Annotated in this window: 19 protein-coding genes and 1 riboswitch; of the genes, 13 read left to right on the top strand and 6 right to left on the bottom strand. The window is 63.8% G+C overall.

Going from position 1 to position 25,839, the window contains the following annotated elements:
* The first annotated feature begins 10 nt into the window (after positions 1-10).
* From ACESY8_RS07735 to ACESY8_RS07750, 4 genes are all read left to right on the top strand, one after another.
* Positions 11-244 (top strand): hypothetical protein, encoded by a 234-nt coding sequence (locus ACESY8_RS07735; protein ID WP_054339115.1) that lies wholly within the window; start codon positions 11-13, stop codon positions 242-244.
* Positions 245-367: 123 nt separating this feature from the next.
* Positions 368-691, top strand: coding sequence for a hypothetical protein (locus ACESY8_RS07740; RefSeq protein WP_054339116.1), 324 nt, complete (start codon positions 368-370; stop codon positions 689-691).
* A complete protein-coding gene (locus ACESY8_RS07745; protein WP_054339117.1) occupies positions 688-936 on the top strand; it encodes a hypothetical protein in 249 nt (82 codons plus the stop codon). Before ACESY8_RS07740 ends, ACESY8_RS07745 begins: the two co-directional genes overlap by 4 nt.
* A complete protein-coding gene (locus ACESY8_RS07750) occupies positions 929-1,354 on the top strand; it encodes a hypothetical protein (RefSeq protein WP_195383865.1) in 426 nt (141 codons plus the stop codon). Before ACESY8_RS07745 ends, ACESY8_RS07750 begins: the two co-directional genes overlap by 8 nt.
* A gap of 184 nt (positions 1,355-1,538) precedes the next feature.
* Here the strand turns inward: ACESY8_RS07750 and ACESY8_RS07755 are convergent, their stop codons facing one another.
* The 4 genes from ACESY8_RS07755 to ACESY8_RS07770 all read right to left on the bottom strand — a co-directional run bounded on the left by ACESY8_RS07755 (position 1,539) and on the right by ACESY8_RS07770 (position 7,552).
* A complete protein-coding gene (locus ACESY8_RS07755) occupies positions 1,539-2,168 on the bottom strand; it encodes an RNA polymerase sigma factor (protein ID WP_054339118.1) in 630 nt (209 codons plus the stop codon).
* Between the two features lie 832 nt (positions 2,169-3,000).
* On the bottom strand, positions 3,001-5,442 hold the full coding sequence (locus ACESY8_RS07760) for a phage NrS-1 polymerase family protein (RefSeq protein WP_054339119.1): 2,442 nt from the start codon (positions 5,440-5,442) through the stop codon (positions 3,001-3,003).
* A 138-nt stretch (positions 5,443-5,580) separates the two neighbouring features.
* A complete protein-coding gene (locus tag ACESY8_RS07765; protein WP_152970509.1) occupies positions 5,581-6,045 on the bottom strand; it encodes a MerR family transcriptional regulator in 465 nt (154 codons plus the stop codon).
* Positions 6,046-6,394: 349 nt separating this feature from the next.
* Positions 6,395-7,552: a tyrosine-type recombinase/integrase gene (locus ACESY8_RS07770; RefSeq protein ID WP_054339121.1), complete on the bottom strand. Its 1,158-nt coding sequence runs from the start codon at positions 7,550-7,552 to the stop codon at positions 6,395-6,397.
* Between the two features lie 840 nt (positions 7,553-8,392).
* Positions 8,393-8,584: riboswitch (cobalamin riboswitch) on the top strand.
* A gap of 152 nt (positions 8,585-8,736) precedes the next feature.
* Here ACESY8_RS07770 and ACESY8_RS07775 point away from each other — a divergent pair.
* The 9 genes from ACESY8_RS07775 to ACESY8_RS07815 are packed head-to-tail and all read left to right on the top strand — an operon-like array spanning position 8,737 to position 23,405.
* Positions 8,737-9,744, top strand: coding sequence for a magnesium chelatase ATPase subunit I (locus ACESY8_RS07775; protein ID WP_054339122.1), 1,008 nt, complete (start codon positions 8,737-8,739; stop codon positions 9,742-9,744).
* Entirely contained in the window at positions 9,737-11,605 is a 1,869-nt protein-coding gene (locus tag ACESY8_RS07780) for a VWA domain-containing protein (RefSeq protein ID WP_498794688.1), read from the top strand. The genes ACESY8_RS07775 and ACESY8_RS07780 overlap by 8 nt, the downstream gene beginning before the upstream one ends.
* Positions 11,606-11,615: 10 nt before the next feature.
* Entirely contained in the window at positions 11,616-15,362 is a 3,747-nt protein-coding gene (locus tag ACESY8_RS07785) for a cobaltochelatase subunit CobN (protein WP_204681977.1), read from the top strand.
* Positions 15,359-16,453: a radical SAM protein gene (locus ACESY8_RS07790; protein WP_498794689.1), complete on the top strand. Its 1,095-nt coding sequence runs from the start codon at positions 15,359-15,361 to the stop codon at positions 16,451-16,453. The genes ACESY8_RS07785 and ACESY8_RS07790 overlap by 4 nt, the downstream gene beginning before the upstream one ends.
* The gene (locus tag ACESY8_RS07795) at positions 16,450-17,634 is read left to right on the top strand and encodes an ABC transporter substrate-binding protein (protein ID WP_055181423.1); all 1,185 of its coding nucleotides are present in this window, start codon (positions 16,450-16,452) and stop codon (positions 17,632-17,634) included. Before ACESY8_RS07790 ends, ACESY8_RS07795 begins: the two co-directional genes overlap by 4 nt.
* Before the next feature lie 45 nt (positions 17,635-17,679).
* Positions 17,680-18,693 carry a FecCD family ABC transporter permease gene (locus ACESY8_RS07800; protein ID WP_021630601.1) on the top strand — a complete coding sequence of 338 codons (1,014 nt, stop codon included), beginning with the start codon at positions 17,680-17,682 and terminating at the stop codon, positions 18,691-18,693.
* The gene (locus ACESY8_RS07805; RefSeq protein WP_055181425.1) at positions 18,693-19,937 is read left to right on the top strand and encodes an ABC transporter ATP-binding protein; all 1,245 of its coding nucleotides are present in this window, start codon (positions 18,693-18,695) and stop codon (positions 19,935-19,937) included. Before ACESY8_RS07800 ends, ACESY8_RS07805 begins: the two co-directional genes overlap by 1 nt.
* Positions 19,889-21,610, top strand: a complete 1,722-nt coding sequence (locus ACESY8_RS07810; protein ID WP_498794690.1) for an ABC transporter ATP-binding protein — start codon at positions 19,889-19,891, stop codon at positions 21,608-21,610. Before ACESY8_RS07805 ends, ACESY8_RS07810 begins: the two co-directional genes overlap by 49 nt.
* A complete protein-coding gene (locus ACESY8_RS07815) occupies positions 21,597-23,405 on the top strand; it encodes an ABC transporter ATP-binding protein (RefSeq protein ID WP_009260740.1) in 1,809 nt (602 codons plus the stop codon). Before ACESY8_RS07810 ends, ACESY8_RS07815 begins: the two co-directional genes overlap by 14 nt.
* Before the next feature lie 379 nt (positions 23,406-23,784).
* Here the strand turns inward: ACESY8_RS07815 and ACESY8_RS07820 are convergent, their stop codons facing one another.
* Positions 23,785-25,536: a DUF4368 domain-containing protein gene (locus tag ACESY8_RS07820; RefSeq protein ID WP_054339125.1), complete on the bottom strand. Its 1,752-nt coding sequence runs from the start codon at positions 25,534-25,536 to the stop codon at positions 23,785-23,787.
* The gene (locus ACESY8_RS07825; protein ID WP_054339126.1) at positions 25,533-25,838 is read right to left on the bottom strand and encodes a hypothetical protein; all 306 of its coding nucleotides are present in this window, start codon (positions 25,836-25,838) and stop codon (positions 25,533-25,535) included. Before ACESY8_RS07825 ends, ACESY8_RS07820 begins: the two co-directional genes overlap by 4 nt.
* Between the last annotated feature and the right edge of the window lies 1 nt (position 25,839).

Genomic DNA, 25,839 nt, shown 5'->3' on the forward strand with positions numbered 1-25,839 from the left:
GTGGGCCATAATGGAACGTGAATACTGCGCGGCGTGGCCGCAGGAGCTTAAAGAGGCGGAGCAGCGGCGCTACCGGGCCGCCTGCCGGGTGAAGATGCTGGAGGCCCAGCTTGACCGCATCGGCCCCGAGGAGTTCGACCGGCTCATGGAGCAGATCGAGACGGCGCAGGCAGAGGTCTACGAGGCCGGGGACGATGTTCTGCGGCTGAAATGGAAGTTCTACAACGGCGCCGAATGGCAATAAGAAAGGCCCCTTGCATCAACGCCGACCAAAGCCAGATGCAAGAGGCCCACACACAGGCCCAGGGGGCCCGGTATCTATAGTGTACCACGGCCCCCTCCAGATTTCAAGATGGAGGAGATACCAATGGAGACAATACACACCGGGGCGGCCGCGATTACCTTCCCCACCACGCCGGAGGCGTTTATAGCCTACCAGGAGCAGCTTGCCGGCCGAAAGTTGGCAGAGCACGAGCGGGAGGTCACAGCCGCCTGGGTGGAGGTATTCAATCATGCTCATACGAAGGGGCTGTGCCGGGACAGTGGGGCGCTTGACGATTCCCTCTCGGCCCTGGACGAGCTGGCCGGACAGCAGGAGGCCGGTTCTGCCGTACATAGGTTTCTCCGGACGGCCCATCTGTGGATTTTTGTCGCCTGGAAACAAGGAGCAGAAAGGAGCATTTCAAAATGACTGACATTATAACCGCGCTGTACCACGCCGCCAGCAGCGAGGAGCCGGACACGATGGACGGCCCCAGCCTGTGCGACTACTACCAGCGCAGGGAGGAGACAGAGCAAACCCGCCGCGCCCTGGTGGACGCTGTGGGCGACGAGGTGGATGTGGACAGCTACGGGGTAGCTATAGAGTGCCAGGGCTTTGTAAACGGCTTCAAGCTGGCCCTGGGGCTGTGTATGGGGGTGTGCTGCTGTGGATAGCCTGCTGGTCATGTTTGAGGCTTGCACCGACAGCCACGCTTATATGCGCCTGGACAGCGAACAGGAGGCCGCCGCCGCGGTGCTCTCCATCATGGGGGATAACCCGGAGCTGGAGGAGCTGGTCAACGCCCACACCTACACGGCGAAACAGGAGGGGTTCGTCAACGGCTGGGCTTGGGCACAGGCTACAGCGCGGGAGTGCTTGGCCCTTCGGGAATTGCCTGTGCTGGTAGAGAACTACGGCCCTGGCCGAAGGTGCGGAACTTGCGGGTGGTTCGTGCAGCACTACCGATATACCGGGGCCTACCCCTGGTTTGCTGTGGTGGGGTGTGGGCATTGTACCGACCCGGAGACAAAAAAGAGCCTCACACGTAATCCGGTTTGGCGTGGGTGTGAGCATTGGAGGCCCAGCGGCTGAGTGCTGCCGGGCTCTCCTTTTATGGCCTCGGATTTCTCAATTCTTCTCTGTTCGCTCTCTGTTCCGCTCTTTTTCATGTGTTCAAAAATGTGCGATTTCTCTAGCTTCGCTCGGGGTTTGTTTGGAGTTCATTCCCTTTTTAGGGCCTCCGAAATCTCCGGATCTTCCCGGCTTACTCACGGCTTTACCGGTACGCCCGCAGCACTTGGGATACCCTGGGATGCCGCAGCGCCCGCATGGCTGCCGCCTCCAGCTTGCGCACCTCCTTCTCCGGTGTGCCGGTGGCTGTGGCTATCTCCGCCACGGTCTGGCCCCGGTAGTAGCGCCGCCGCACCACCTCCCGCTGCTCCGCCGGGAGTGCGCCCAGGGCGTGGCCGAGGATGCCGTGGAGCTGCTGGTGGTCACTGTGGGCCTCTGCCTCCTCGATAGCGGCGGCCCCCGCCGGATCTTCCACCACGGCCTCCAGGGTATCCGCGTCCGGGTCGTCGTTTAGTGGAGCGTCCAGACTGAGGGCCCGGTCGAGCGGGTCGAGGCGGTCGCGCTGTGTACGCCGCCCTGTGGCCGCTGTAAACGCCGCTTTGAGCCGTAGGTTATAGATTGCGAGAAAAGGCCCGTCCGCCTCTCTCCACCGCTCCAGCGCGTCCAGGAGGGCTATAAACGCCTCTTGCTCCAGGTCGTCCACCGTGACACCCCGGCCCACCCTTGCCCACCTCCGGGCCCGCCAGAGGGAAAAGCGCCGCACCTGGGCCCACAGCTCCGTGATTTTGCCCTGCTCTCCCGCTCGGATCGCCGCCGCCAGTTCTTCATTACTCATTGCCTCGCTGCCCCTTTCGTGGTAGAATGTGGGTGACAAGCTCACATACTACCATGCCGGGGCCGCTCTCAACTGCTGAGGGCGGTTCTTTTTTTGCAAGTAACAATCAGTAACTTGCAAAGTCAATACCATTGACCTCGTGCTGGGGGCGCGTACGAAATTCGTTCGAGCTATTGACCACTGGGCTCATACTTGGGCGCAGTATGAACCGTACCACTTGGGGGCCACCAGGAGGAGAGCCCAATTTTGGGCTTTCCTCTTTTTGGAAACCTCATTTTTGAGTTCTCCACCGAGCGGACGAAGTAACGAATCGTTACCTCGTGGCCCACCCCCTGCCCCATAGCAAGGAGGTGCAGATTTGCACCCCCCTGCGGGCCTCCATCCTTTCCAGACCTACCGTCGTGAAATGCGGCACATGCTGAGGGCGGTTTCTTTTTTAGGGCCTGCGGAATCTGCGGATAGAATCAAATTCACAGGCGCTTGGGAATTTGGTGCAGAGGGCAAACACCCATTTCTAAACCTTTTCGTGTTCAGCGACCGCCCGTCGGTCTTGCATGTGCGCCCATAGAAGGAGAGAGGGGGCCGGGGGGGATAAATTAGCCCCTCCTTTGCAGGGGGGACGGAATTTCGTTCCCCTTTGGGCCTGGGCCCACACCCCCCTTGTGCACGTGGCACGCTGTTTTTTACCCCCGCTCTCCGGTCTCCCTGGTGTTTCCGCCACCGAACAGATAGGGGGGAGGGTCGCACGAAATTTCATGCGTGTATGTGGTTGCAATAATTTCAAAAGGTTCAAAAGGTCTGCTTCACGTCCTTCGCGGAGGGGCTTTTGCAATTATTGAACCTTTTGCAATTCAGGGTTTATAGATATTTTTTCTGTCGGTCTGCCGCGGGTCTTTACTTTCTTGACACAGAGATAGCCCCGCTTAACAAGCACACTCAGGCAAGCGTCCATGTTCTCCACATTGGAGAATTTACCATTGCAGAGCTGGTAAAGGTCACGCTTGCTGATCTCTGCTCTCCCGTCCTCCTTCATGCGCTTCAAGATGTATTTCGCGTCCTTCGTCTCCTGATCCTCCATAAGGCCCATGATCTGGAACGCTGCCTTTGCGTGGGCCAGGAAGTATTCCCCGATCGCTTCCGCCGCCCGCATCGTCTCCACAGAGAGGGGTACTTGAGCGGCCTGCTGACCGTAAAGGCAGCAGTGCAGAACACCCGCAACGCGCATCACTTGGCCGTGATACTTGCCGCCCCAGCCCTCCAGATCCCCCAGGTCTCCCAGGTCGTCCGCAAGTCGGAGCTCCAGGGCCTCAAAGAACCGCTTCGCCTCCTGGTGCGCCTCTGGTGTTACCCGGATGATCCGTGCTTCCCCGATATCCTGGATAGAAAGGAGCGTCTCTACCAGCAAGCTATAGGCCCCTTCAACCTGCGGCGGGATAGGTGCAGATTCATAAACCCTGTGGCCCACAGTGGAGAGTGGCAGCGAGTACAGAGGCCGGGCCAGGAATCCACGCCCGGCAAAGTCCTGGTTGCCCATAATGGCCTCCAGCACGGCGGGCTGCACCATGAGGAGCATAGTTAGCGCGGAATGGTCGATGCTTTCGGGCGGCCTGCCCTTCCGGTCTATTCGGATAGGTGCGCCGCTGTATGCCTTGAGAAAGACATCCAGATTCGCCTTGCCGTTGCTGTACTTTCCAGCCAGAATGTCAAAGACGCCGCCCTCGTCGGATACAATTCCCATTCTTCCGTCGTTGGCCGCCATGAGGGAAGCCAGGGCCTCCGGGGTGGTATCATCGGCCAGGAGCCGCAGCGGGTTTACAGCCTCCCGCTCCAGGTCTGCAAGCTCATATTGAAGCTCGGTTATATCATCCATATTGACCGGCTTCCCCTTTGGGGGTGTGGGCTTTGCGGCCAGCTCCTCAAGGTTGGCGATTTTCTTTTGAAGCACTCTGCGCTTTGCCCTGTATTCTTCCACCTGCGGGGCGCGGCGCTCGTTTTCTTCCTTCTCAAAGGTATAGACGGGCCGCGCCATGAGGGAGAGGACGGGGGTTTTCCTGTCTGACGGGCGGGCCACAATCGCAGTATACAGGTTCAGTTGCTCCAGCCATCCGGGTTTCGGGTTGATGATGAACTTCCCCTGCACGCACAGCGATATGATTGCTAGCTCCGCCACCGCCGCCATGTCAACCGCCACTTGAAGGTTTTCCGCCGCGGCCACGGCCATATCCCGCAGCACAGGCGGCAAGCACTCTACTGGGAAAGCGGGAAGCCTTGAAGTATCCGGTGGCTTGAATGGGTCGAGCGGGGCGAACTGGCCGCTTCCAATCTCATCGCCCCAGTCCAGAGCGTCGCCCTCTTGTGCAGCCTGCCGCCGGTATCCCACTGGGTCATACACCACAGCACAGGTTTTCACCGCCTCTTGGACGGTGATCGCGCCATAGGTGCTGCCCCCTGTGGGCCTGTCCCATTTCTCCCGCATCAGGCCGGATTGACGAAATAGCCGGTCAACTCGTTCCGCATCTCTGCCCGTCCAGAACGCCAGCGCATTGCAGAGGGCCATATCCGCACGGCTGTCATCGCCGCCGTATGCGGAGGTATCCCCGGCCCACAGGTTTGTGAACTCTGCGCCGTTCTTGCTTCGCTTTGCCAACTCTATCAGCGCCATATCGTCCAGGGGCCCGGCGTTCTCCACCGGCCCGCTCGGAGCCGCTGAAAGTGTGGGCTTTGCTGGCCGGATCATGTACTTCTCCAGCACCGCCGTCAACTGCTCCCCGCGCTCCTCCAGATCCAGCTCAGACGTCAGGGCGTTCCCGGTGAGGGTCACAAACCGGCTGGTGTTCCCGGCTATATAGACCTCAAGGCCGAGGTCGTCGTTCTTGATGTAGTATTTGGCCTTGTCGTACTGGAAACCGGAGGCGTTGAACAGGATACGCAGGCCCCGCCCGCTCGGGGAATACTCGGTATATGCCTGCATTTTCGACATAACGGCTACCGCCATTTCTGAGATCTCGCCGGTCTCCTCGATGCAATGGTCAATGTCAATAGCGCCTAGAGAGTTGAACACGCCCACACCCAGGCCATCGTAGGGGCCGGAGGCGGCCATAGCCACCTCCAGCGGTGCGAACGTGTCCGGGTTGTTACTCTGCGCCCTGCCGCCGGTGCGGGGGTTATAGGGGACTTTTCTAGGCTTCTTGTCTCCCTCCCCCTCCTCATACCTCCAGCAGCAGAACAGGCCGGTTTCCCGCAGCTTGGCGGGAAGGTTTTCTATTTTGGTCATTACCGCACCTCTTGACCACCAGGGCCGCCGGTGGTATGCTTCTTTCGGGAATTGCCGCTAGTCCAGTGACTTTCCCGCTCGGCCTGCCTGGATGTTGCCGCATCCGGGTGGGCCATTCTTTTTACTTTCGCCATGTGCTTACCCCCTCATAACCTCTGTATCACCAGAGCCAGAGGGAGTAAATAGAAATTCCTCCAGCCTGTCCAGATCCAGCAGATATTTCCGCCCGGCTCTTGAACTGGGGATTTCCCCTGCAATCACCTTCCGCCTGATCGCCGTCTTGGTCAAAGCTGTATCCGGGTCAATGGCCCTGACATACTCGGCGGCCTGGTCAATCGTTCTCATTCGCATCTTAACACACCCTTCCATAAATTCGAACGCGCGTTCGCGTTCTGTGATATAATTGTACACAGCACCACGTGCAAAAGCAAATTGCGGGAAACTGTTGTATTGACCCGAATAGGTTTTTAGAATTCTGTACCACATTCCAGTCCATCGTATTCCATCCGGCAGGATCGGAAATAGAGCCGCATAATTATTTATGTAAGTTCGATAATTATTCTTCTTTTTTCGCATATGCTGATAGATTTCTACGTTCTGCACAAATGAACACGCCCCACGTGTGGGCCCACAGTCTGGGACATCTTTTGGCGCACATTTGGCGCACAAGGACATGAAAAAACGCCGCAGTCTATGACAGACTACGGCAAAAGCAAACCCGCAAACCATTGAAATATCAAGGATTATGAGAGACTGCGAAAAAAGGTAAAAAGAGGGAATTACACCTCATAACCCGGAGGTCGGTGGTTCAAATCCATCCCCCGCAACCATAAGCCCGTCAGAATCCGTGGATTCTGACGGGTTTTCTCTAATTTTCATTACTTTTTTGGCCTGATTATTTTTGCTGTTTTCGTCTGACCTAAGCCGTGACCCATACGGGATTTCGGAGTGGTCAGGGCTGGAGACTAGCAGAGAGGATGCCGCCCATGGTTTTTGCTGCCTGGCGCTGGGAGGCCGTGGTCACATGGGCGTAGGTGTCCAGGGTAAACCCCGCCGAGAAGTGCCCCAGCATCCCGGACACCGTTTTCACGTCCACTCCGTTCTGGAGGGCCAGGGTGGCAAAGGTGTGGCGCAGATCGTGGAATCTGACCCTAGGGAGTCCCGCCCCTTTCAGCACCCGGTGGAGCATATGCAGCACACTGTCCGGGAAAATCGGCACACCCGTGGGGCTGGGGAACACCCAGGAGCTGCTCCCCGTTTTCTTCCTCTGTGCCTCCAGAACGCCTATCGTATCCTCTGCCAGCGGCAGGGTGCGGTAGGCGTTTTTCGTTTTCAGGGGCGCCTCCACCACCTCGCCGTTGATCCGGGCGATCTGCCGCCGTACCCGGAGGTCACCCCGCTCCAAATCAATGTCCTCCCACTTCAGGCCGAGAAGTTCTCCCCGGCGGAGCCCAGTAGCCAATTCCAGATAGTAGAGCTCAAACACGCCGCTGTCCTTGGACTCTCTCAGGAAGGACTGGAGCTGCTCCACCAGCAGGGTTTTCATCTCCTTGTGCTCCAGCCGGGGCAGGGCACAGCCCTCCGCAGGATTTGCGGTGATCAGTTTCTGCTCCCTGGCTAAGTTCATCGCAGAGGAGATGATCTGGTGGATGTTCCGCACGGTCTTGGGGCTCAGCCCCTTGGCCTGGTGCCTGGACTCCAGCCGGCCTGCCCTTCCCTGCTCCAGCAGCTTCTTGTAGAACTTCTGCAATTCCAGAGGAGTGAGTTTTTCCAGGGGGACCTTGCCAATGTTGGGCTTGATGTGGTTGTCGATGTAGCCCCGGTAGGTCTGGTGGGAGGATGGCCGTACTTTTATCTTGGCGTAGTGCTCAAACCACACCTCCATCCACTGCCCCACCGTGTACCGGCCAACCTTGGCCGTGTCCAGTCCTTTCGCTTCCTCGATTGCTTGTTTCAGCTTGGCCTTGGCCTCTGCCTGGGTTTTTCCCAGGACGTTCTTGTAGATGGCCCTGCCCGTCTCCGGGTCGCGGCCGGCGGTGTACCGGCCCTCCCAGCGACCGTCCTTGCGCTTGCGGAGGTTTCCCTCCCCGTTGGCTCTACGTTTTGCCATGGCTTATTACCTCCTTTGCAGCAACACAACATACCGCAGAAGAGGAGAAATAGCTAGGCCAACGACGCAGAGTTAACAGAACATTATCATTTGCCTTTTCTTTGTTACAACGTATCATTTCCCGTCCAGCGCAAAAGACCCTATCTTTGTTTTATGTGGCGCAGGATTTGCGTACCCCGGCGTGGAAGGATGTCCCCAGCCCAAACGCCCCCACAGCGGCGGTCAAAAAGGCTGGAACCAGCTGGTAACACTGCCTTTCTCAATACTACCGACCACCTAAAACTTCGAACTCCGCCTTCAGCGACCACCTAAGCTTGGTCTGAGCCGAAATCCCGCAACCCCTTGGCACGCCCCGCACTGCGGGGCGTTGTGATTGGGCCGGCGGCGGTTCACCGACGTCGGTCCTTTATCCTAGTACTAAAATCGAACGCCTCCGGAGAACCCAGAATCGGGCCCCCGGAGGCCTTTTCTCTCTGGAATTCATGCTACTCTGGGAGGGCAGATTTTCCGTGACACTCCCGCCCAGGAACCACTTGCCCACACGCGGCCCAACGCCGCCAAAATCCCGTTTCAGGGGGCCCTGCCCCACCCCTGCCCCGAAACCGGCACACAGGGGTGACACGGCCGTGACGGCGGTCGCTCCCTGGCTTGTCCCTCTCTGCACTTTGCCGCACGCTGTGCGCTTCTCCCGAGAAGTGGGTGCGGGTTTCCGCCCGCAAAAGGCGTTTGGCAGGCACTTACGGCAGTTCGCCTCCCCCTCAGAATGGGCAAAATCTCTCCGAAAGGAAATTAACGATTGACAACGAATAAAATGGGGAATACAATCAAGTTGCTACAAATAAAATAGCGAACGCACAGGTGCGTCTCCCCTCCGGGTGGAGACGGAAAAGGGAAGCCGGGTGAAACTCCCGCACAGGGCCGCTGCTGTAATTGCGGAGTCCCGCCAAAAATGCCACTGGCAGGTAATGCCGGGAAGGCTGGCGTGGACGGAGACGCATGAGTCAGAAAACCTGCCTGCTGCGTGCACAAGACATGCTCTTCGGATCTCAGGAGCCAGTGTGCGGCAGAGGAATATCCCCCGTAGGCGGGGGATGAACTGTTTGCAGGAAAACCGGGATCGGAGCACGCTCCGACCCCGGTTTTTTGCGTTCATCTTCCCGATACAGAAAGGCGGTCATGCGCAAATGGAACGATACGAATACCCCTTCTCAGCCCTGGTGGGGCAGGAAAAGCTGAAAACCGCGCTGCTGCTCAACCTGGTGGAGCCCCGCCTGGGCGGCGTGCTGATCCAGGGGGAGAAGGGAACGGCCAAGTCCACGGCGGTGCGCGGTTTGGCGGAGCTGATGGACGAGGTGGAGGTGGCGGAGGGGTGCCCCTTCCACTGCCGGATGGATGGTGAGGCGCTGTGCGACGAGTGCCGGTCCAGCCCGGCCCGCCGCGCCGTTCCCTACCGCCGCCGGGTGGTGGAGCTCCCCGTAAGCGTCACCGAGGACCGGGTGGTGGGCACCCTGGATCTGGAGCGGGCGCTGAAGGAGGGCGTCCGCGCCTTTGAGCCCGGCCTGCTGGCCCAGGCCAATGGAAATATCCTCTACGTGGACGAGATCAACCTGCTGGAGGATCACATTGTGGACGTGCTGCTGGACTCCGCCGCCATGGGGGTCAACACCGTGGAGCGGGAGGGGATCTCCTACAGCCATCCGGCCCGCTTCATCCTGGTGGGCACCATGAACCCGGAGGAGGGGGATCTGCGGCCCCAACTGCTGGATCGCTTCGGCCTGATGGTGGAGGTGCACGGCGAACAGGAGGCGGAGGCCCGCAAGGAGGTGGTGCGCCGCCGCCTGGCCTTTGAGGAAAACCCCGCCGCCTTCTGCGCCCGCTGGGCGCCGGAGCAGGAGGCCCTCCGGCGTCGGATCGGGTCGGCCCAGGCCCTGCTGCCCCAGGTGTCCCTGCCCGAGCCCCTGTTCGATACCGTGGCCCGGGTGTGCACCGCCCTCCAGGTGGACGGCCACCGGGCGGACATCACCATGCTCAAGACGGCACGGGCTCTGGCGGCTCTGGAGGGCCGGACGGAGGCCGGAATGGAGGAGCTGCGGCGGGCGGCGGAACTGGCCCTGCCCCACCGCCTGCGCCGGGCCCCGTTTGAGCAGGCTGGAGATGCCGGCATCGACTGGGAGGCGCTGTTCTATGGATAGGCCCCTGTATCCTTTCACCGCCGTGGTGGGACAGGAGCGGGCAAAGCAGGCCCTCCTCTGCCTGGCGGTGGAGCCCCGCATCGGCGGGGTGCTGCTGTGCGGGGAAAAGGGGGCGGCCAAGTCCACTCTGGTGCGGGCCCTGGGCGGCCTGGACGGAGTGCGCCTGCTGGAGCTGCCGGTAAGCGCCACGGAGGACATGCTGCTGGGCGGTGTGGAGCTGGAGGCGGCGGTGCGCACCGGCCGCAGAACCTTCCAGCCCGGTTTGCTGGCCCGGGCCGACGGGGCGGTACTCTATGCCGACGAGGTAAATTTGCTCCCCTCCGCCCTGACCGCCGCCCTGCTGGACACGCTGGAGACCGGAGTGTGCCGGGTGGAGCGGGACGGCATCTCCCACACCTGCCCCGCCCGCTTCGCCCTGGTGGGCACCATGAATCCGGAGGAGGGGACGCTCCGCCCCCAGTTGCTGGACCGCTTTGGCCTCTATGTGGCGGTAACGGGGGAGCGGGAGCCGGAGGCCCGGAAAGAGGTGGTGCGCCGCCGCTTGGCCTTTGAGGAAAACCCCGCCGCCTTTCGCGCCCAGTGGGCCCGGCGGGAGGAGCGGCTGGCCGGGCAGCTGGCCGCCGCCCGCGCCCTGCTGCCCCAGGTGGACGTGGGGGAGGCGGAGGAGCAGGCCGCCTGCCTGCTGGCCCGGCAGGCCAACGCCGCCGGGCACCGGGCGGAGCTGGCCATCCTGCACACCGCCCGCGCCCTGGCCGCCTTGGCCGGGCGCACTTACATCAACTTGGAGGATCTCCACACGGCGGCGGAGCTGGCCCTGCCCCACCGCAGGCGGGAGGGAAGCGAAGGCCCGCCCCCGCGACAGGAGAGAGGGGAGGAGCCCCCTCAGAGATCTGGAGCGGACGGACAGGCCGGGGGCGGGGATGGACCGGCGGACGAGTCCCACCCCGCCGACGGGCCGCCGCAGGAGGGGGGTCAGGCCCCCGCGCCGCCCACGGAGCAGGGGCCGTCCCGAGAGCGGTTGGAGCAGGGGGAGGACCTCTACGAGGTGAGAGCCCTGCTCACCACCCGGGCCGACCGCCTGGCCCGCCGGGGCCGCGGGCGGCGCAGCAAGACCCGCTCCGCCACCCGGCGGGGGCGGGCCGTGGGCGACCGCATCCCCCGGGGGAAGGCGGAAGATCTGGCGGTGGGCGCCACGCTGCGGGCCGCCGCCCCCTATCAGTGGAGCCGGGGCGGCGGGCAGTCCGGCCTGGTCATCCTGCCCCCCGACCTGCGGGTGAAGGTGCGGGAAAGCCGCGTGGGTGCGGACATCGTGTTCGCCGTGGACGCCAGCGGCTCCATGGGTGCGGCCAGGCGGATGAAGGAGGTCAAGGAGGCGGTGCTCTCCATGCTGATGGACTCCTACCAGAAGCGGGATCAGGTGGGGCTGGTGGCCTTCCGGGGCGGGGAGGCCGCAGCCGTGCTGGAGCTCACCCGCAGCGTGGAGCTGGCCCAGCGGGAGCTCCAGGCCCTCCCCACCGGCGGGCGGACCCCGCTGGCCGCTGGGCTGGAGGAGGCCCGCCGCATGCTGGAGCGGCAGCGCCGCCGGGTGCGGGATTCCCTGCCCCTGCTGGTGCTCATCACAGACGGCCGGGCCAATTTCAGCCGGGGCGGCGACCCGGTGGAGGAGGCCCTGCGGGCCGCCCGGCGGGTGGCGGAGGCCCACATCCCAGCGGTGGTGATCGACACCGAGCGGCAGTTTGTCTCTCTGGGGCTGGCGGCTCAGGTGGCCCAGGTGATGGGTGCGCCCTGCTACCGGGTGGAGGAGCTGCGGGCCAGGCCGCTGGCCCAGCTGGTGCGCGGCCACAGCCCGGCGGCGGGTTAAGGAGGCGTCTATGGTAAAGCTGCTTTTCGTGCTCATGAATGAATACCGGCTCTGGGCCCTGCCTCAGGCCCTGGCCGCCCTGGAGCGCCGGTACCCCGGCGCGGTGGAGGGCAGGGTCTACTCCGTGCGGGAGATAAATGCCGACGCCGGGCTGGAGCGGGCCCTTCTGGCCGACGGCGCGGCGGCGGACATGGCCTTTCTGGCCTCCCACGGCTCGATTCAGAACCTGTACTGCTTTTCCCGGCTGTGGGAGGCGCTGGAGGGGCGGCCGGTCTATTTTACCTCCACCATGGGGGACGAGCTGGCCGAGCTGCTCCCCAGGCTGGGGCTGGAGCCGGCCCTCTACGCCGCGCTGGACAGCTATTACCAGGCGGGGAGCCCGGCGGATCTGGAGGGGCTGGTGCTCTGCGCCCTCAACGGCCGCTTCGGCGGGGATTATCCCCTCAGCCCTCCGAGCCCGCCCCGGGGGCAGGGGGTGTACACCCTGGAGGGCTTCCTGCCGCCGGAGAGGGAGGCGGGGTACCGGGCAAGGATGGCCGCCGAGACCCGGCCGGTCATCGGTGTGCTGATCCATGACCACTACGCCAGAACCGGCAATCTGGAGCATGTGGACGCCCTGCTGCGGGCCATTCAGGCCCGGGGGGGCGTCCCATACGCCCTGTCCGACTCCTTCGCCGCCGACCACGGGACGGAGCAGGGCATCCTCTACCGGATGGAGCGGTTCTACCGCAGGGCGGACGGCACCCCCATTCCGGGGGCGCTGGTGGTGTCCTACGGCTTCAGCCTGACCACCCTGGCCGGGCGGGAGGCCCGGGCGGGCCAGGTGCCCGCCAGCGTGTTTGAGAACTGGGGCCTGCCGGTGATCCAGGGACTCACCACCTACTTCAGTGCTGACGAGTACCGGCGGGATATCCGGGGCCTGGATCTGGTCTCCCTGCCCGTGTGCGTCTACCAGCCGGAGTTTGACGGGCAGCTCATTTCCGTGCCCTACGCGGTGACGGAGCGGACGGCGGACGGGCGGAAGGTGTGCCTCCCCCTGCCCGACCGGGTGACGAGGGTGGCGGAGCTGGCCTGCCGCTGGGCGGAACTGGCCCGCAAGCCCATGCCGGAGAAAAAGGTGGCCGTCATCTTTCACAACATGCCGCCCCGCAGCGACACCATCGGCAGCGCCCACGGCCTGGACACGCCGGAGACGGTATTCCGGGTGGTGCGGGCCCTGGAGAGCCAGGGCCTGCGCACAGCCTACTCCTTTTCCAGCGGGGCGGAGATCATTGCCCGCATCCGGGCGGCGGTGACCAACGACAACCGCTGGCTCTCCCCGGAGGCCGCGCTGGAGCGGGCGGAGGCCACGGTGCCGGCGGAGCAGTATCGGGGGTGGTTCGACCGTCTTAACCCCGAGACCCGGGCCCAGATGGAGGAGAGCTGGGGCCCCGCCCCGGGCACAGTGATGGTGTCCGGCGGCCAGATCGTCATCCCCGGTATCCGAAACGGCAGCCTCTTTGTGGGGGTGCAGCCCATGCGCTCGGCGCCGGAGCGGGCGGAGGAGCTCTACCACAGCACCGACAGCACCCCGCCCCACTCCTACCTGGCCTTTTACCGCTGGGTGGACGAGGTGTTCGGGGCGGACGTGGTGCTCCACGTGGGCACCCACGGCACCCTGGAGTGGCTACCGGGCAAGGAGATCGGCCTGTCCTCCGGCTGCTTCGGCGACATCTGCATCGGCGGGATGCCCCACCTCTACATTTACAACATCAGCATCCTGGGGGAGGGGATGCAGGCCAAGCGCCGCTCCTACGCCTGCATACTCGACCACCTGATCCCCTCCATGGACGACGCGGACACCTACGGCGGCCTCACCGATCTGGACGAGGCCATCGACGGCTACTATCACGCCCGCCAGGCCCGGCCTGCCCAGGTGCCCGCACTGCTGGAGCGGATCTTCACCCTGGCGGAGGAGCTGGAGGTGACTACCGATCTCCAGCTGGAGCGGGCGGATCTGGAGGCCGAGCCGGAGGAGGGGGTGGCCCGCCTCCACCGCTGGGTGAGCCGCATCAAGACCTCCCTGGTGCGGGACGGCCTGCACATCTACGGCCAGCCCCCGGAGGGGGAGCGCTTCGACCACCTGGCCCGAGCCCTGGTGCGGGTGCCAAACGGCGCCGTGCCCGCCCTGGAGGACAGCATACTGCTGGCCCAGGGGTGGGCGCCCGAGGAGCTGCGGGCCGCGCCGGAGCGGCTCTACCCCGACGGGCGCACCGCCCTGCGCATTGTGGACGGGGCGATTGCGACGGCCCGGCGGCTCGTTGCCCGCCTGTCGGCGGAGGGCTACCGACCGGAGGCTGCGGCGGAGCTCCTGGCGGAGGAGGGCTTTCCGGGGGACACCACCCCGCTGGCGCGGGTGCTGGACTTTGTCTGCACCCAGGCGGCGCCCGGGCTGCGCCAAACCACGGACGAGCTGGATCTGCTGCTGGCGGGGGTGGAGGGGCGCTTTGTCCCGCCCTTGCCCGGAGGCAGTCCCTCCCGGGGGAATGCCCACATCCTGCCCACGGGCCGGAACTTTTACGCCATCGACCCCGCCGCCGTACCCAGCCGGGCGGCATGGACGGTGGGACAGGCGCTGGCGGAGCAGGCGGTCGACGCCTACCGGGCCCAGAAGGGGGAACCCTGGCCGGAGAGTGTGGCGATCGTGGTCTACTCCGACGAGTGCATGAAAACCAACGGAGAGGACATCGCAGAGGTGTTCGCCCTGATGGGGGTGCGCCCCCGCTATCTGGGCCAGACGGACAAGGTGGTGGGGGTGGAGCCCATCCCCCTGGCGGAGCTGGGCCGCCCCCGCATCGACGCGGTGCTGCGCATCAGCGGCCTGTTCCGGGACACCTTCCCCAACGTGGTGGAGCTGGTGGAGCGGGCGGTGCTGGCCGTGGCCGGCCTGGATGAGCCCCCGGAGCAGAACTTTGTCAAAAAGCACACCGACCAGGAGCGGAAGCGGCTGGTGGCCGAGGGCCTGAGCGAAAATGAGGCGTTAGAGCAAGCATCCCTGCGGGTGTTCGGCTGCCCACCCGGCACCTACGGCGCAGGGGTGAGCAAGGCCATCCACAGCCAGAACTGGGAGAGCTGGAGGGATCTGAGCCAGGTCTACACCCTCTGGAGCGCCCACGGGTACAGCAGCCGCTTCCACGGCCAGGCCATGCCGGAGCTGTTCCGCAGCCAGCTGTCCTCCGTGGGGATGACCATCAAGAACGAGTCGTCGGTGGAGATCGACATGCTGGACAGCGACGATTTTTACAGCTATCATGGCGGCCTGATCGCCTGCGTCCGGGACTGCAGCGGGCAGAGGCCCGTCTCCGTGGCGGGCCTCACCGCCGACCCCGCCCGACCGGAGACCGCCCGTGTAGAGACCGAGCTGGCCCGGGTCATGCGCAGCCGCATCCTCAATCCCAAGTGGCTGGAGGGCCTGAAGCGCCACGGCTACAAGGGCGCCCAGGAGCTGTCCACCACCTTTGACACCTTTTTTGGCTGGGACGCGGCGGCGGAGGTGGCCTCCAACTGGATGTACGACGCCATGGCGCGGCAGTTCCTCCTGGACGAGGAGACCCGCCGGTGGATGGAGCAGGTCAACGACGCGGCGGTGCTCCAGATGAGCGAACGCTTCCTGGAGGCCCACCAGCGGGGTATGTGGCAGGCGGGTGAGGAGGAGCTGCGGGCCATCCGGCGCATCTACATGGACATGGAGGGCGTGATGGAGGACGGCTTTCAATGAAGGGCGGGCTGGACACCCTGGTGCTGCGCCTCACCAACCGCTGTAATCTGGCCTGCGGCTACTGCTACGCCGGGAGCGGGCCGGCGGGTGAGGATCTCTCCCCCGAGCGGGCGGCAGAGGCCGTGGCTCTGGCCTGCCCGCCGGGGGGAACCCTGCGCATCCAGTTCACTGGCGGGGAGCCCCTGCTGCGCTGGGACACGGCGGCGAAGGTGCTGGACTTCGGCCGGGCCTCCGGACGGAGGTTCCACGCCGCCATCCAGACCAACGGCACGCTGCTCACACCGGCGCTCTGCCGGGAGCTGAGGGCCCGGCGGGTGGCCGTGGGGGTGAGCCTGGACGGGGTGGGCCCGGACAACGCCGCCCGCCGCACCCCGGAGGGGGAGCCCTCCTTCCAGGCGGCGGCCCGCGGGCTCCAGACCCTGGCGGCGGCCGGCATGGCGGCCAACCTGACCGCGGTGGTGTCGGCGGGCAGTGTGCGCGGCCTGGACCGTCTGCTGGACTTCGCCCTGTGGTGCGGCAACGTCCACGGTGTGGGCCTGGATCTGGTGCGGCACCAGGGCCGGGGCGCGGGGGCGGGGCTGTCCCCCTCCCCCCAGGCGCTGGCCGAGGGTTTGAACCGCCTGCTGGCCCGTCACGATCAGCTGGCCCGGCTGGGCCGCCCGGTGCGGCTCAAGGAGCTGGAGCGCCTGCGCCTGCTGCTGCGCACGGGCTGCAGACGGGACTGCTACTGCAACGCCCAGACCGGGCGCTCCCTGGCGGTGACGCCGGACGGCCGTCTGTGGCCCTGCTCCGCCCTGGCCGGGGCGGAGGGGTGCCTCCTGGGGACGCTGGGCGCGGGGACGGCCCTGCCGCAGAGTCCCTGCCCCGGGCTGGAACCGCCGGAGGAATGCGCCCGCTGTCCCGCCTTCGGCCTGTGCGGCGGGGGCTGTCCTGCCGCCCGGCGGGCCGGGCCCTCCCCCCTGGACTGCCAGATGCACCGGAGGATGCTGGAGCACGCCTGCCGGCTGGAGGGGAAATTGGAGTGGTGGAATACGTTGAAAACCGCGTTTCCAGATAGAGAAGAACCAGATGACAAGGAGGAATCGCAATGATACACCATCTGAATCGGGCGGCCGGGCTGTGCCTGACCGCCGCCCTGCTGCTCACAGCGGCGGGCTGCGGCCAGCAGACTGTGCCGGAGAGTCCCAGCCCGTCCCCCGTGGTGGAGACCGCTGCGGCAGACAAGAACGACCTGACCGTGGTGCGCAGCATGGAGCTCCAGTATGCCAACAACTTCGCGGTGGACTACTGTGCCAACGGCTGTAAGATCATCACCGACGGCGCGGGACAGAAGTTCCTGTGGGTGCCCGAGGGGGGAGAGGCGCCGGACGACACGGGGGACATGACCGTTCTCCAGGCCCCGCTGACCAAGCTGGGTTGCTTCTCCACCACCCACGCCACCCTGTTTCACGCCATCGGGGCGCTGGACAAGGTGAGTCTGGTGACCACCGACAAGGATAAATGGCATATCGAGCAGGTTGCCCAGCAGATTGAGGACGGCACCACCACCTATGTGGGCAAGAACTCCGCCCCCGACTATGAGCTCATCAGCGCCGCCGCGCCCCAGATCATCCTGATCTCCGCCAACACCATGCACGGCAGCGACGAGGTGCTGGCCAAGCTGGACGAGCTGGGCATCCCCTGCATCGCCGACAGCCAGCACCTGGAGAACCACCCCCTGGGCCGCGTGGAGTGGGTCAAGCTGGTGGGCGCCCTGCTGGACATGGAGGAGGAGGCCGACGCCTACTTCGACGAAGAGGTGCAGCGGGTGAATGCCGTGGCCGAGAGCGTGGCCGGGGAGAGTGAGCACCCCACCATCCTCCAGACCTATATCTTCAAGGGTACCGTCTACGTGCGCAATGGCGGCGACTATGTCAATAAGATGCTGGAGCTGGCCGGCGGCACCTATCCCTTTGCGGAGCTGGAGCCCGGCCAGGGCGGCAACACCAAGATGACAGTGGAGGAGTTCTATCAGGGGGCGGTGGACGCCGAGATCTTGATCTATGACAACACCAGCGACGTCAGCGTGTCCACCGTGGCAGACATTCTGGCCAACGGGGACTATCTGGCGGATATGAAGGCCATCCAGGAGGGCAACGTCTGGGGCATCCAGAAGAACTACTGGCAGTCTGCCGACGACGTGGCCACCATGATCGAGGACATTGCCACCATTATCTACCACCCCGAGGACGCGGATCAGCTCCACTACTTCTATAAGCTGCCCGCCGAATAAGCCGCGGAGCCCGGCAGGGGAACGCGCGGAAAAGGAGAGAGGCCTATGAGACAACACACAAGAAACGCCGTGGGATTTGTTGTGCTGGCAATACTGATGGCCGCCCTGTTTTACTGGAACATCAATACCGGCTCGGTGCATCTGAGCCTGGAGCGCATGCTCACCCTCCTCCGCTGGGGCAACGACGGCACCACGGAGGGCAATATCCTCTGGAAAATCCGCCTGTCCCGCCTGCTGGGGGCTGCCCTGCTGGGCGGGGCGCTGTCCATCGCGGGCTTCCTGCTCCAGACCTTTTTCAAAAACCCCATCGCCGGCCCCTTTGTGCTGGGCATCTCCTCCGGCTCCCGCCTGTTTGTGGGCTTCTTCCTCCTGGCGGCCACCCCCATTGTGACGGGGGGCTTCTCCCCCTACGTCATCTTCCTGGCGGCCTTCGCCGGGGCACTGGCGGCCATGGCTCTGGTGCTGGCCGTGTCCAGCCGGGTGCAGAACCTAGCCATGCTGCTGGTCATCGGCATGATGATCGGCTACATCTGCGACGCGGGCACCGACTTCATGATCACCTTCGCCGAGAGCAGCCAGCTCCAGAATTTCACCATCTGGACGATGGGCAGCTTCTCCGGCATGACCTGGGCCACCCTGGGGGCCTCCGCCCTGATCACCATCCCCACGGTGGTGCTGGTGTTTCTCCTGTCCAAGCCCCTGGGGGCCTATCTGCTGGGTGAGAACTACGCCAAGAGCATGGGGGTCAACGTCAAGGGCTTCCGTGTGGCCCTGATCCTCCTGTCCAGCATCCTGTCGGCCTGCGTCACCGCCTTTGCCGGCCCCATCTCCTTTGTGGGCATCGCCGTGCCCCACATCACCCGCCTGATCTTCCGCACCTCCCGGCCCATGGTGCTCATACCGGCCACCTTCCTCACGGGAAGCGTGTTCTGCCTGGCCTGCGACCTCATCGCCCGCACGGCCTTTTCCCCCACGGAGCTCACCATCAGCACCGTCACCTCAGTGCTGGGCGCCCCCGTGGTGATCTGGCTGATGATCAAGCGCAGGAGGAATGGCTGATGTATTTTGAGACCCAGAAGCTGTCGGTGGGCTACCATCGCCGGCCCCTCATCGAGGACATCGATATCGGCATCTGGCAGGGGGGCATTCTCTGCCTGATCGGCCCCAATGGCTCCGGCAAATCCACCATCCTGCGCAGCATCACCCGCCATCTGACAAAGCTGGGCGGCGTGGTGGCCATCGGCGGCCGGGATTTGGACGGCATGAGCGACAAGGAGCTGGCCCGCCACGTGTCGGTGGTGCTCACCGACCGCATCGAGCCGGAGCTCATGACCTGCTGGGAGGTGGTGGCCGCCGGGCGCTACCCCTACACAAACCACTTCGGAAAGCTCTCCAGGGAGGATCAGCGCATCGTGGAGGACTCCATGGCCCGGGTCAACGCTCTGGAGCTGCGGGAGCAGCGGTTTACCGAACTCAGCGACGGCCAGAAGCAGCGGGTGCTGCTGGCCCGGGCCCTGTGCCAGCAGCCGGAGGTGATCGTCCTGGACGAGCCCACCAGCTATCTGGACATCCGCCACAAGATCGAGCTGCTGGACATCCTCCGGGAGATGACCGCCAGCCGGGGGCTGTCCGTGGTGCTCTCCCTCCACGAGGTGGATCTGGCCACCAAGCTGGCCGACGTGGTGGTGCTGGTAAAGGACAACGCCATCTTCCGCTGCGGCGCGCCGGAGGACGTACTGGATGACGACACCATCCGCCAGCTCTACGATATCCACGACGGCAGCTTCAACCTGCTGCTGGGCAGCGTGGAGCTGTGCGGCGCGGCAGGGGAGCCGCGGGTATTCGTGGTGCCCGGAGAAGGCAGAGGGGCCCCCTGCTTCCGGGCCCTGCAAAAGAGGGGGCTCCCCTTTGCCACCGGGATTCTCCAGCGGTGTGACGTGGACTGGGCGGTGGCGGAGACCCTGGCCGCCCGCCGGTATGAGGCGGAGAGCTTTTCCCCTCCCGCGCCGGACACCCTGCGCGCCGCGGTGGCGGCGGCCTGTTCGTCCGCCTGTGTGGTGGACAGCGGGGCCGCCATCGGCCCCTACAACCGGGAGAATCTGGAGCTGCTGCGGGCGGCGGCCGGGGCGGGGGTGCCGGTGCTCACCCTGCGGAGGGAGCGGCTGGAGAGCCTGGAGGCCGCCCGGCCATTTGACACCGTCCGGGCCCTGATGGACGAGGCCGCCCGCCTGGCGGCCGGAAAGGGGGGAGGGGTGTGTCCCTCGTCTGGCGCTGCCTCAGGCGCTATCGCTGGTACTGTCTGACGGCCCTCCTGTTTGTCCTGCTGGAGGCCAACTGTGAACTGCTGCTGCCTACCCTGATGGCGCGGATGATCGACGAGGGGGTGCGCACGGGGGAACTGGGCCGCGTCCTGGAGCTGGGGGGCTGGATGGCGGTGGCGGCCCTGGCGGGCATCCTGTGCGTGCTGGTGCGCAACTTCTGCTCCGGCACGGCCTCCCAGCGGTTTGGGGCCGAGCTCCGCCGGACGCTGTTTGCCAAATGCATCCGCCTGACCGAGGGGGGCGTGGATCAGCTCGGGAGCGGCGCCCTGGTCACGCGGATGTCCAGCGACTGTGACCAGCTCTCCAGATCGGTGAACTCCGCCCTGCGCATTGGTGTCAAGGCCCCCGCCCTGTGCGTGGGCAGCGTGGTCTATGCCATGGGGCTGGACATGGGGCTGAGCTGGATTGTACTGGCGGTGGTGCTGGGGGTGACGGCTCTCATCACGGCCTATCTGGCGGAGAGCGGCCGGCGCTTCCGCCGGGTGCGGGAGGCCATGGACCGGGTCAACACCACCGTGGAGGAATTTCTGCGCGGCATCCGCCTGATCCGGGCCCTGGGGCGGGAGGAGTGGGAAAACCGCCGCTTTCAGGCGTCCAACGGAGAGCTGGAGGAGTCCGGCATCCGGCTTCAGCTCCTGTCGGCCTGGTTCGCCCCCCTGGTCACCCTCACTGTCAACCTGGGCATCGCGGCGGTGCTGTGGGCGGCGGGGTGCGGCGGGGCAGAGGCGGGCACGGTGTCCGCCCTCGTCACCTATATGACCCAGATGCTCACCTCCCTGATGACTCTCATTGACGTGTTCAAGCTGCTCATCCGGGCCAGAACCTCCGTCCGGCGGGTGGAGGAGGTGCTGGCTCTCCCGGAGGAGGGAACCCTGGAGGGGCCGGAGGAGGCAGGCGTGGAGGAGCCGGTGCTGGAGCTGCGCCATGTGACCTTCGCCTACCCCGGGGGAAGCGGCGTGCCCGCCCTGCAGGACATCTCCTTCACACTGCGGCGGGGGGAGCGGCTGGCGGTGGTGGGTCCCACCGGCGCGGGCAAGACCACCCTGGCCTGGCTGTGCGCCCGGCTCTATGAGCCCCAGAAGGGAGAGCTGTACCTGGGCGGGCGGCCCATGAGCCGCCTTCCCCTGGGGCGGGTGCGGCGGCAGGTGGTGGTGGCCGCCCAGCGGAGCGCCCTCTTTTCCGGCACCATCCGGGAAAATCTGTCCATGGGTGACCGGGGCGCGGGGGAGGCACAGCTCTGTGCCGCCCTGGAGACTGCTCAGGCCGCCGACTTCGTGGCGGAGGCCGGCGGCCTGGACGCCGTGCTAGTTCAGGGGGGCGTCAACCTCTCCGGGGGACAGCGGCAGCGGCTCTCTCTGGCCCGGGCCCTGGTGCGGGGAGGCGCGGTGCTGGTGCTGGACGACTGTACCAGCGCCCTGGACCCGGCCACTGAGCGGAGGGTGCTGGATGGATTGGAGCGGCGGCCGGGGCAGGCGGTGCTCCACATCACTCAGAAGGTGCGCGCGGCCCGCACGGCAGATCGGATCCTGGTGCTGGAGGAGGGGCGGCAGGTGGGCCTGGGCACTCACCGGAGCCTGCTGGACACCTGCCCCACCTACCGGGAAATCTGGGCCTCTCAGGCCCCGGAAGAGGAGGGAGAAGATGGCACACGGTGAAGCGTCCGGCGGCCCTGTGCTGCCTCCCCAGCGGCGGAGCCTCCAGCAGCGCTTCGGCCCCCACGCCAGGGCCAGGGACGGGCGGGGCACCGTGCGGCGGCTCCTGGCCCTCTACGCCCGCTGGGGCAGGGAGCTGCTGCTGGTGGTGTGCCTTACCCTGCTCTCCACCGGGGCGGCCCTGGCGGTACCCTATCTGCTGGGACGGGCGGTGGACTGCTTTCTGCCTTGGGGCGGCGTGGAGCGTGCCGCTCTGTCAGTGCTGCTGCCCACTCTGGCAGGGGCCGCGGCGGCACAGTGGCTCGGCAACTGGGGCCGACGCCGCTGGATGGAGATCCTCTCCCAGCGGATGGTGGCCCGCATCCGGAGGGAGTGCTTTGCCAAGCTGGGGCGGCTGCCCCTGTCCTACTTTGACCGCCACCCCCATGGGGATACCATGAACCGCCTGGTCAGCGATGCCGACAACGTCAGCACCGTGGCGGCTGAGACGGTGACTCAGCTCCTGTCCAGCCTGCTGATGGTGGCGGGGGCGTTGGCCATCATGGCGGCCCTCAGCCCGCTGCTCACTCTGACGGCCCTGGCAACTGTGCCGGTGATCGCCCTGTGCACCCGCCTGATCTCCCGGCGGAGCAGGACGCTCTACCGCCGGCAGGCCGATGAGCTGGGCCGCCTGAGCGGCCTGGTGCAGGAGTCCCTCTCCAACAGCCGCACGGTGAAGCTCTACCACCAGCAGGAAGAGCTGTTGGCACGCTTTGACCAGATGAACGGGGCGCTGTGCGCCACATCGGTGAAGGCGCAGATCTGCGCCGGCCTGCTCAGCCCGCTGGTGAACATGGTCAACAACCTGGGCTTTGCCCTGATCGCCTGCGCCGGGGGCGTGCTGGCCCTCCGCGGCGCGGTGAGCGTTGGGCTGGTGGTCAGCTTCCTGGGCTACTCCCGGCAGTTGGGGCGGCCCCTGAACAGCATTGCCGCCCTCTTTTCCAGCATTCAGCAGGCCGTCGCTGGGGCCGAGCGGCTCTTTGAGATTTTGGACGAGCCGGAGCTGCCCCCCGATGTCCCGGGTGCAGTCTCACCCCGGACGGTGCGGGGAGAGGTGTCCTTTGCGGATGTGTCCTTCTCCTATGAGCCGGACAGGCCGGTGCTGGAGCATGTGAGCTTCCGCGTCAGGGCAGGGGAGGTGGCCGCATTTGTGGGGGAGACCGGCGCGGGCAAGACCACCCTGGTCAACCTGCTGATCCGGGCCTATGAGCCGACGGCGGGGGAGATCCGGCTGGACGGCGTGCCCCTCGGTCGGTACAGCCGGGAAGGACTGAGCCGGTGCTTCTCCGTGGTGCTCCAGGAGACCGTCTTTTTCCGCGGCACGGTGCTGGACAATCTGCGCTATGCCCGCCCGGAGGCCACGGAGGCGGAGGTTGTCCATGCGGCAAAACTGGCCCATGCCCACGGTTTCATCCAGCGCCTGCCCCAGGGGTACCAAACCCTCATGTCGGGGGCGGCCGGGGAATTCAGCCAGGGGCAGTACCAGCTTTTGGCCATGGCCCGGGCCCTGGTGAGCCGGGCGCCTATCCTCATCCTGGACGAGGCCACCAGCAGTGTGGATACTACCACGGAGCAGCGGCTCCAGCAGGCCACCCTCCGCCTGCTGGAGGGCCGCACCTGCTTCCTGATCGCCCACCGTCCCTCCACCATCCGCCGGGCCGACCGCATCTTTGTGGTGGGGGAGCGGGGGATCGTGGAGTCCGGCACATATGATGAACTGATGAAAAAGCGAGGAGTTTATTGGAGTGTGCTTCAATGAATCAGTCGTTTTGAATGTAATTTATGACCAGCAGGCCATTGTTCTTTTGACCTTGCGCCTCCGTTGGGGTGTTTTGTCTTATAGTGACGAATTTCTGATAACGTGTTGCTACTTTGACCCATGACTTGACCCAGAACGGGAAAAATCCCAGCGGAGCAGGCAGCATACGACCTCCGGGATTTGGCAGTTTTCTGGAACGAAAAGGGTCGGAAAGCACTTGAAATCAAAGGATTGAGCTGCCGGTAGCAGCTCATAACCCGGAGGTCGGTGGTTCAAATTCATCCCCCGCAACCATAAAAAAACCTGGAACTTCAAGGCTTAATAGTGATAAGATACTATTTAGTTTTGCAAGGGGCAGAGAACGGTGTGACCACAATGGTCACGCCGTTTTTCTGCGTCCAGGGGTAGATTTCGCAACAGCAGACTCGGAAATCACAGGAATCTCTACATCATCCACGAAGTTAAAATAGATTTTTACCTTCTGTACACGCTTGCCGCTGGATTTGTCCGGCGCAAACACCTCAATCTTCTTGATATACTCATTGACTATCGTAGGCGTCAATTCCGGAACATCCACATACTTCTGGGTCAGGGCAACAAAGGCATCTACATCTGCACTCATGGTTTCCTGCGTTTCCAGCCATTCTTCCGTCACTTCAATTTCGAGTTTTAACCGTTCCTGTTCTGCCTCGTAATCAGCGGTCATTTTCTTGTACCGCTCCTTGCTCAGATCGCCCAAGACAAAATCCTCATAGAGTCGGGACAGAAGAACATCCAAGTCAGCCAGCCGCTTCTTAGCCTGCTCCACTCGCTTCCGATTTTCACGGATGTTGCGTTCCTGATCGGAGCGGCGGCATTGCAGCCATTCTTCCTGAAAACCTTCCACGTCCTGCCGGATATAGGCATTGACCGCCCGAATGCGCTCCAACACCAGTTCCCGCAGTACATCTTCCCGGATATAGTGGGCAGAACAGGTGCCTCGACCGCTTTTGTAGCTGGAGCATACATAGTGGTCTTGCTTGCCGTCAAAGCTTTTGCAGGTAGCAAAGTGCAGCTTATTCCCACAATCAGGACAGAACAGAAGCCCGGAGAACAATCCCTGCCGTTCCGCTTTTGTGGGACGGCGTTTGTTTTTTCGCAGCTCCTGCACCCTGTCCCACTGAGCCTGCGAAACGATTGCCTCCTGCGTATCAGGGAAGATACACATATCTTCGATGGCATTGGGAATCCGCTTCTTCAACTTGTAGGACTTGGAATAGGTCTTGAAATTGCAGGTACAGCCGGTGTACTCCATCCGTTCCAGAATACCCGCAACCGATTGACCAATCCAATGGTAAGGGCGTTCCGGCATTTTCTTCCGCTTTTTCGGGTCAGGATGGTTTTCCGACTGTTTGGCATACAGCGCCTTGGTCGTCAACACCTTATCCTGCTCCAGTATGCGGGCAATCTGTTCCGGCCCCTTGCCGTCAATGGCCAAGTCAAAGATGCGCTTGACTACTGGGGCAGCATCCTCGTCAATGATCCAATGGTCTTTATCGGCTGGGTCAGTGCGATAGCCATAGGGCGGTTTTCCCAGATGCTTTCCGCTGGTGCCTTTCTGACGGAATACGACCCGGACTTTTTTGCTGGTGTCCCGTGGATACCACTCGTTGAACAAATTGCGAATAGCGGCAAAGCCGTCGCTGTCGCCCCGTTCACTGTCCACACCATCGTTGACGGCGATAAAGCGCACATCGTAGCTGGGGAAAATGATGTCCGTGTACTGCCCAACGGTCAGGTAATCTCGGCCAAACCTGCTGAGATCCTTGACCAGCCAGCAACCGACGAGTCCCTGCTTAACCAGTGCAAAGCCTTCCTGTACGCCAGGGCGGTCAAAATTGGTTCCCGTATATCCGTCATCCACCAGAATTTTCAGGTTGGTGTAGCCATGCTCGGCTGCATACCGGGTTAAAAACTCTTTTTGATTCTGTATCGAATTTGATTCTCCATCCAGCGCATCCTCATTGCTGAGGCGGCAATACAGGATGGTGATTTTCTGCTGATCCAACATAGCGTCCTCCTTTACGGTTGGGTCAGCTGACAGAATCGGTGTGCATGGTGATATTGTAGCATGAATTTGAGTCTGTGTCATGAACAAAGCGCCTCCTTATTCGAAAAAATGAGCCGTTTTACCTTGTGGGTAAGCGGCTCATTTCCGTCACATACAGTCTCCAGCAGATACCAGGTATTTCCGATTTTTCGCTCCACCGTACCGGTGAACGGATTCATCCGGTTTTCCCACCGTTTCCGGCATTCTTCCAGAAAGTCGATCGGCGGCTCAAAAATCGGGTCAAAGCAGGATTCTATGTCGATTCCCACACAAGCATGGATCAATTCTTGTGCAGGAGCACCATCGAGCATCAGCTTATTGAGTTTTGTTGTCAGATTGGTCATA

This window comes from Clostridium sp. ATCC BAA-442 (assembly GCF_964239415.1).
Classification (GTDB): domain Bacteria; phylum Bacillota; class Clostridia; order Oscillospirales; family Oscillospiraceae; genus Flavonifractor; species Flavonifractor plautii.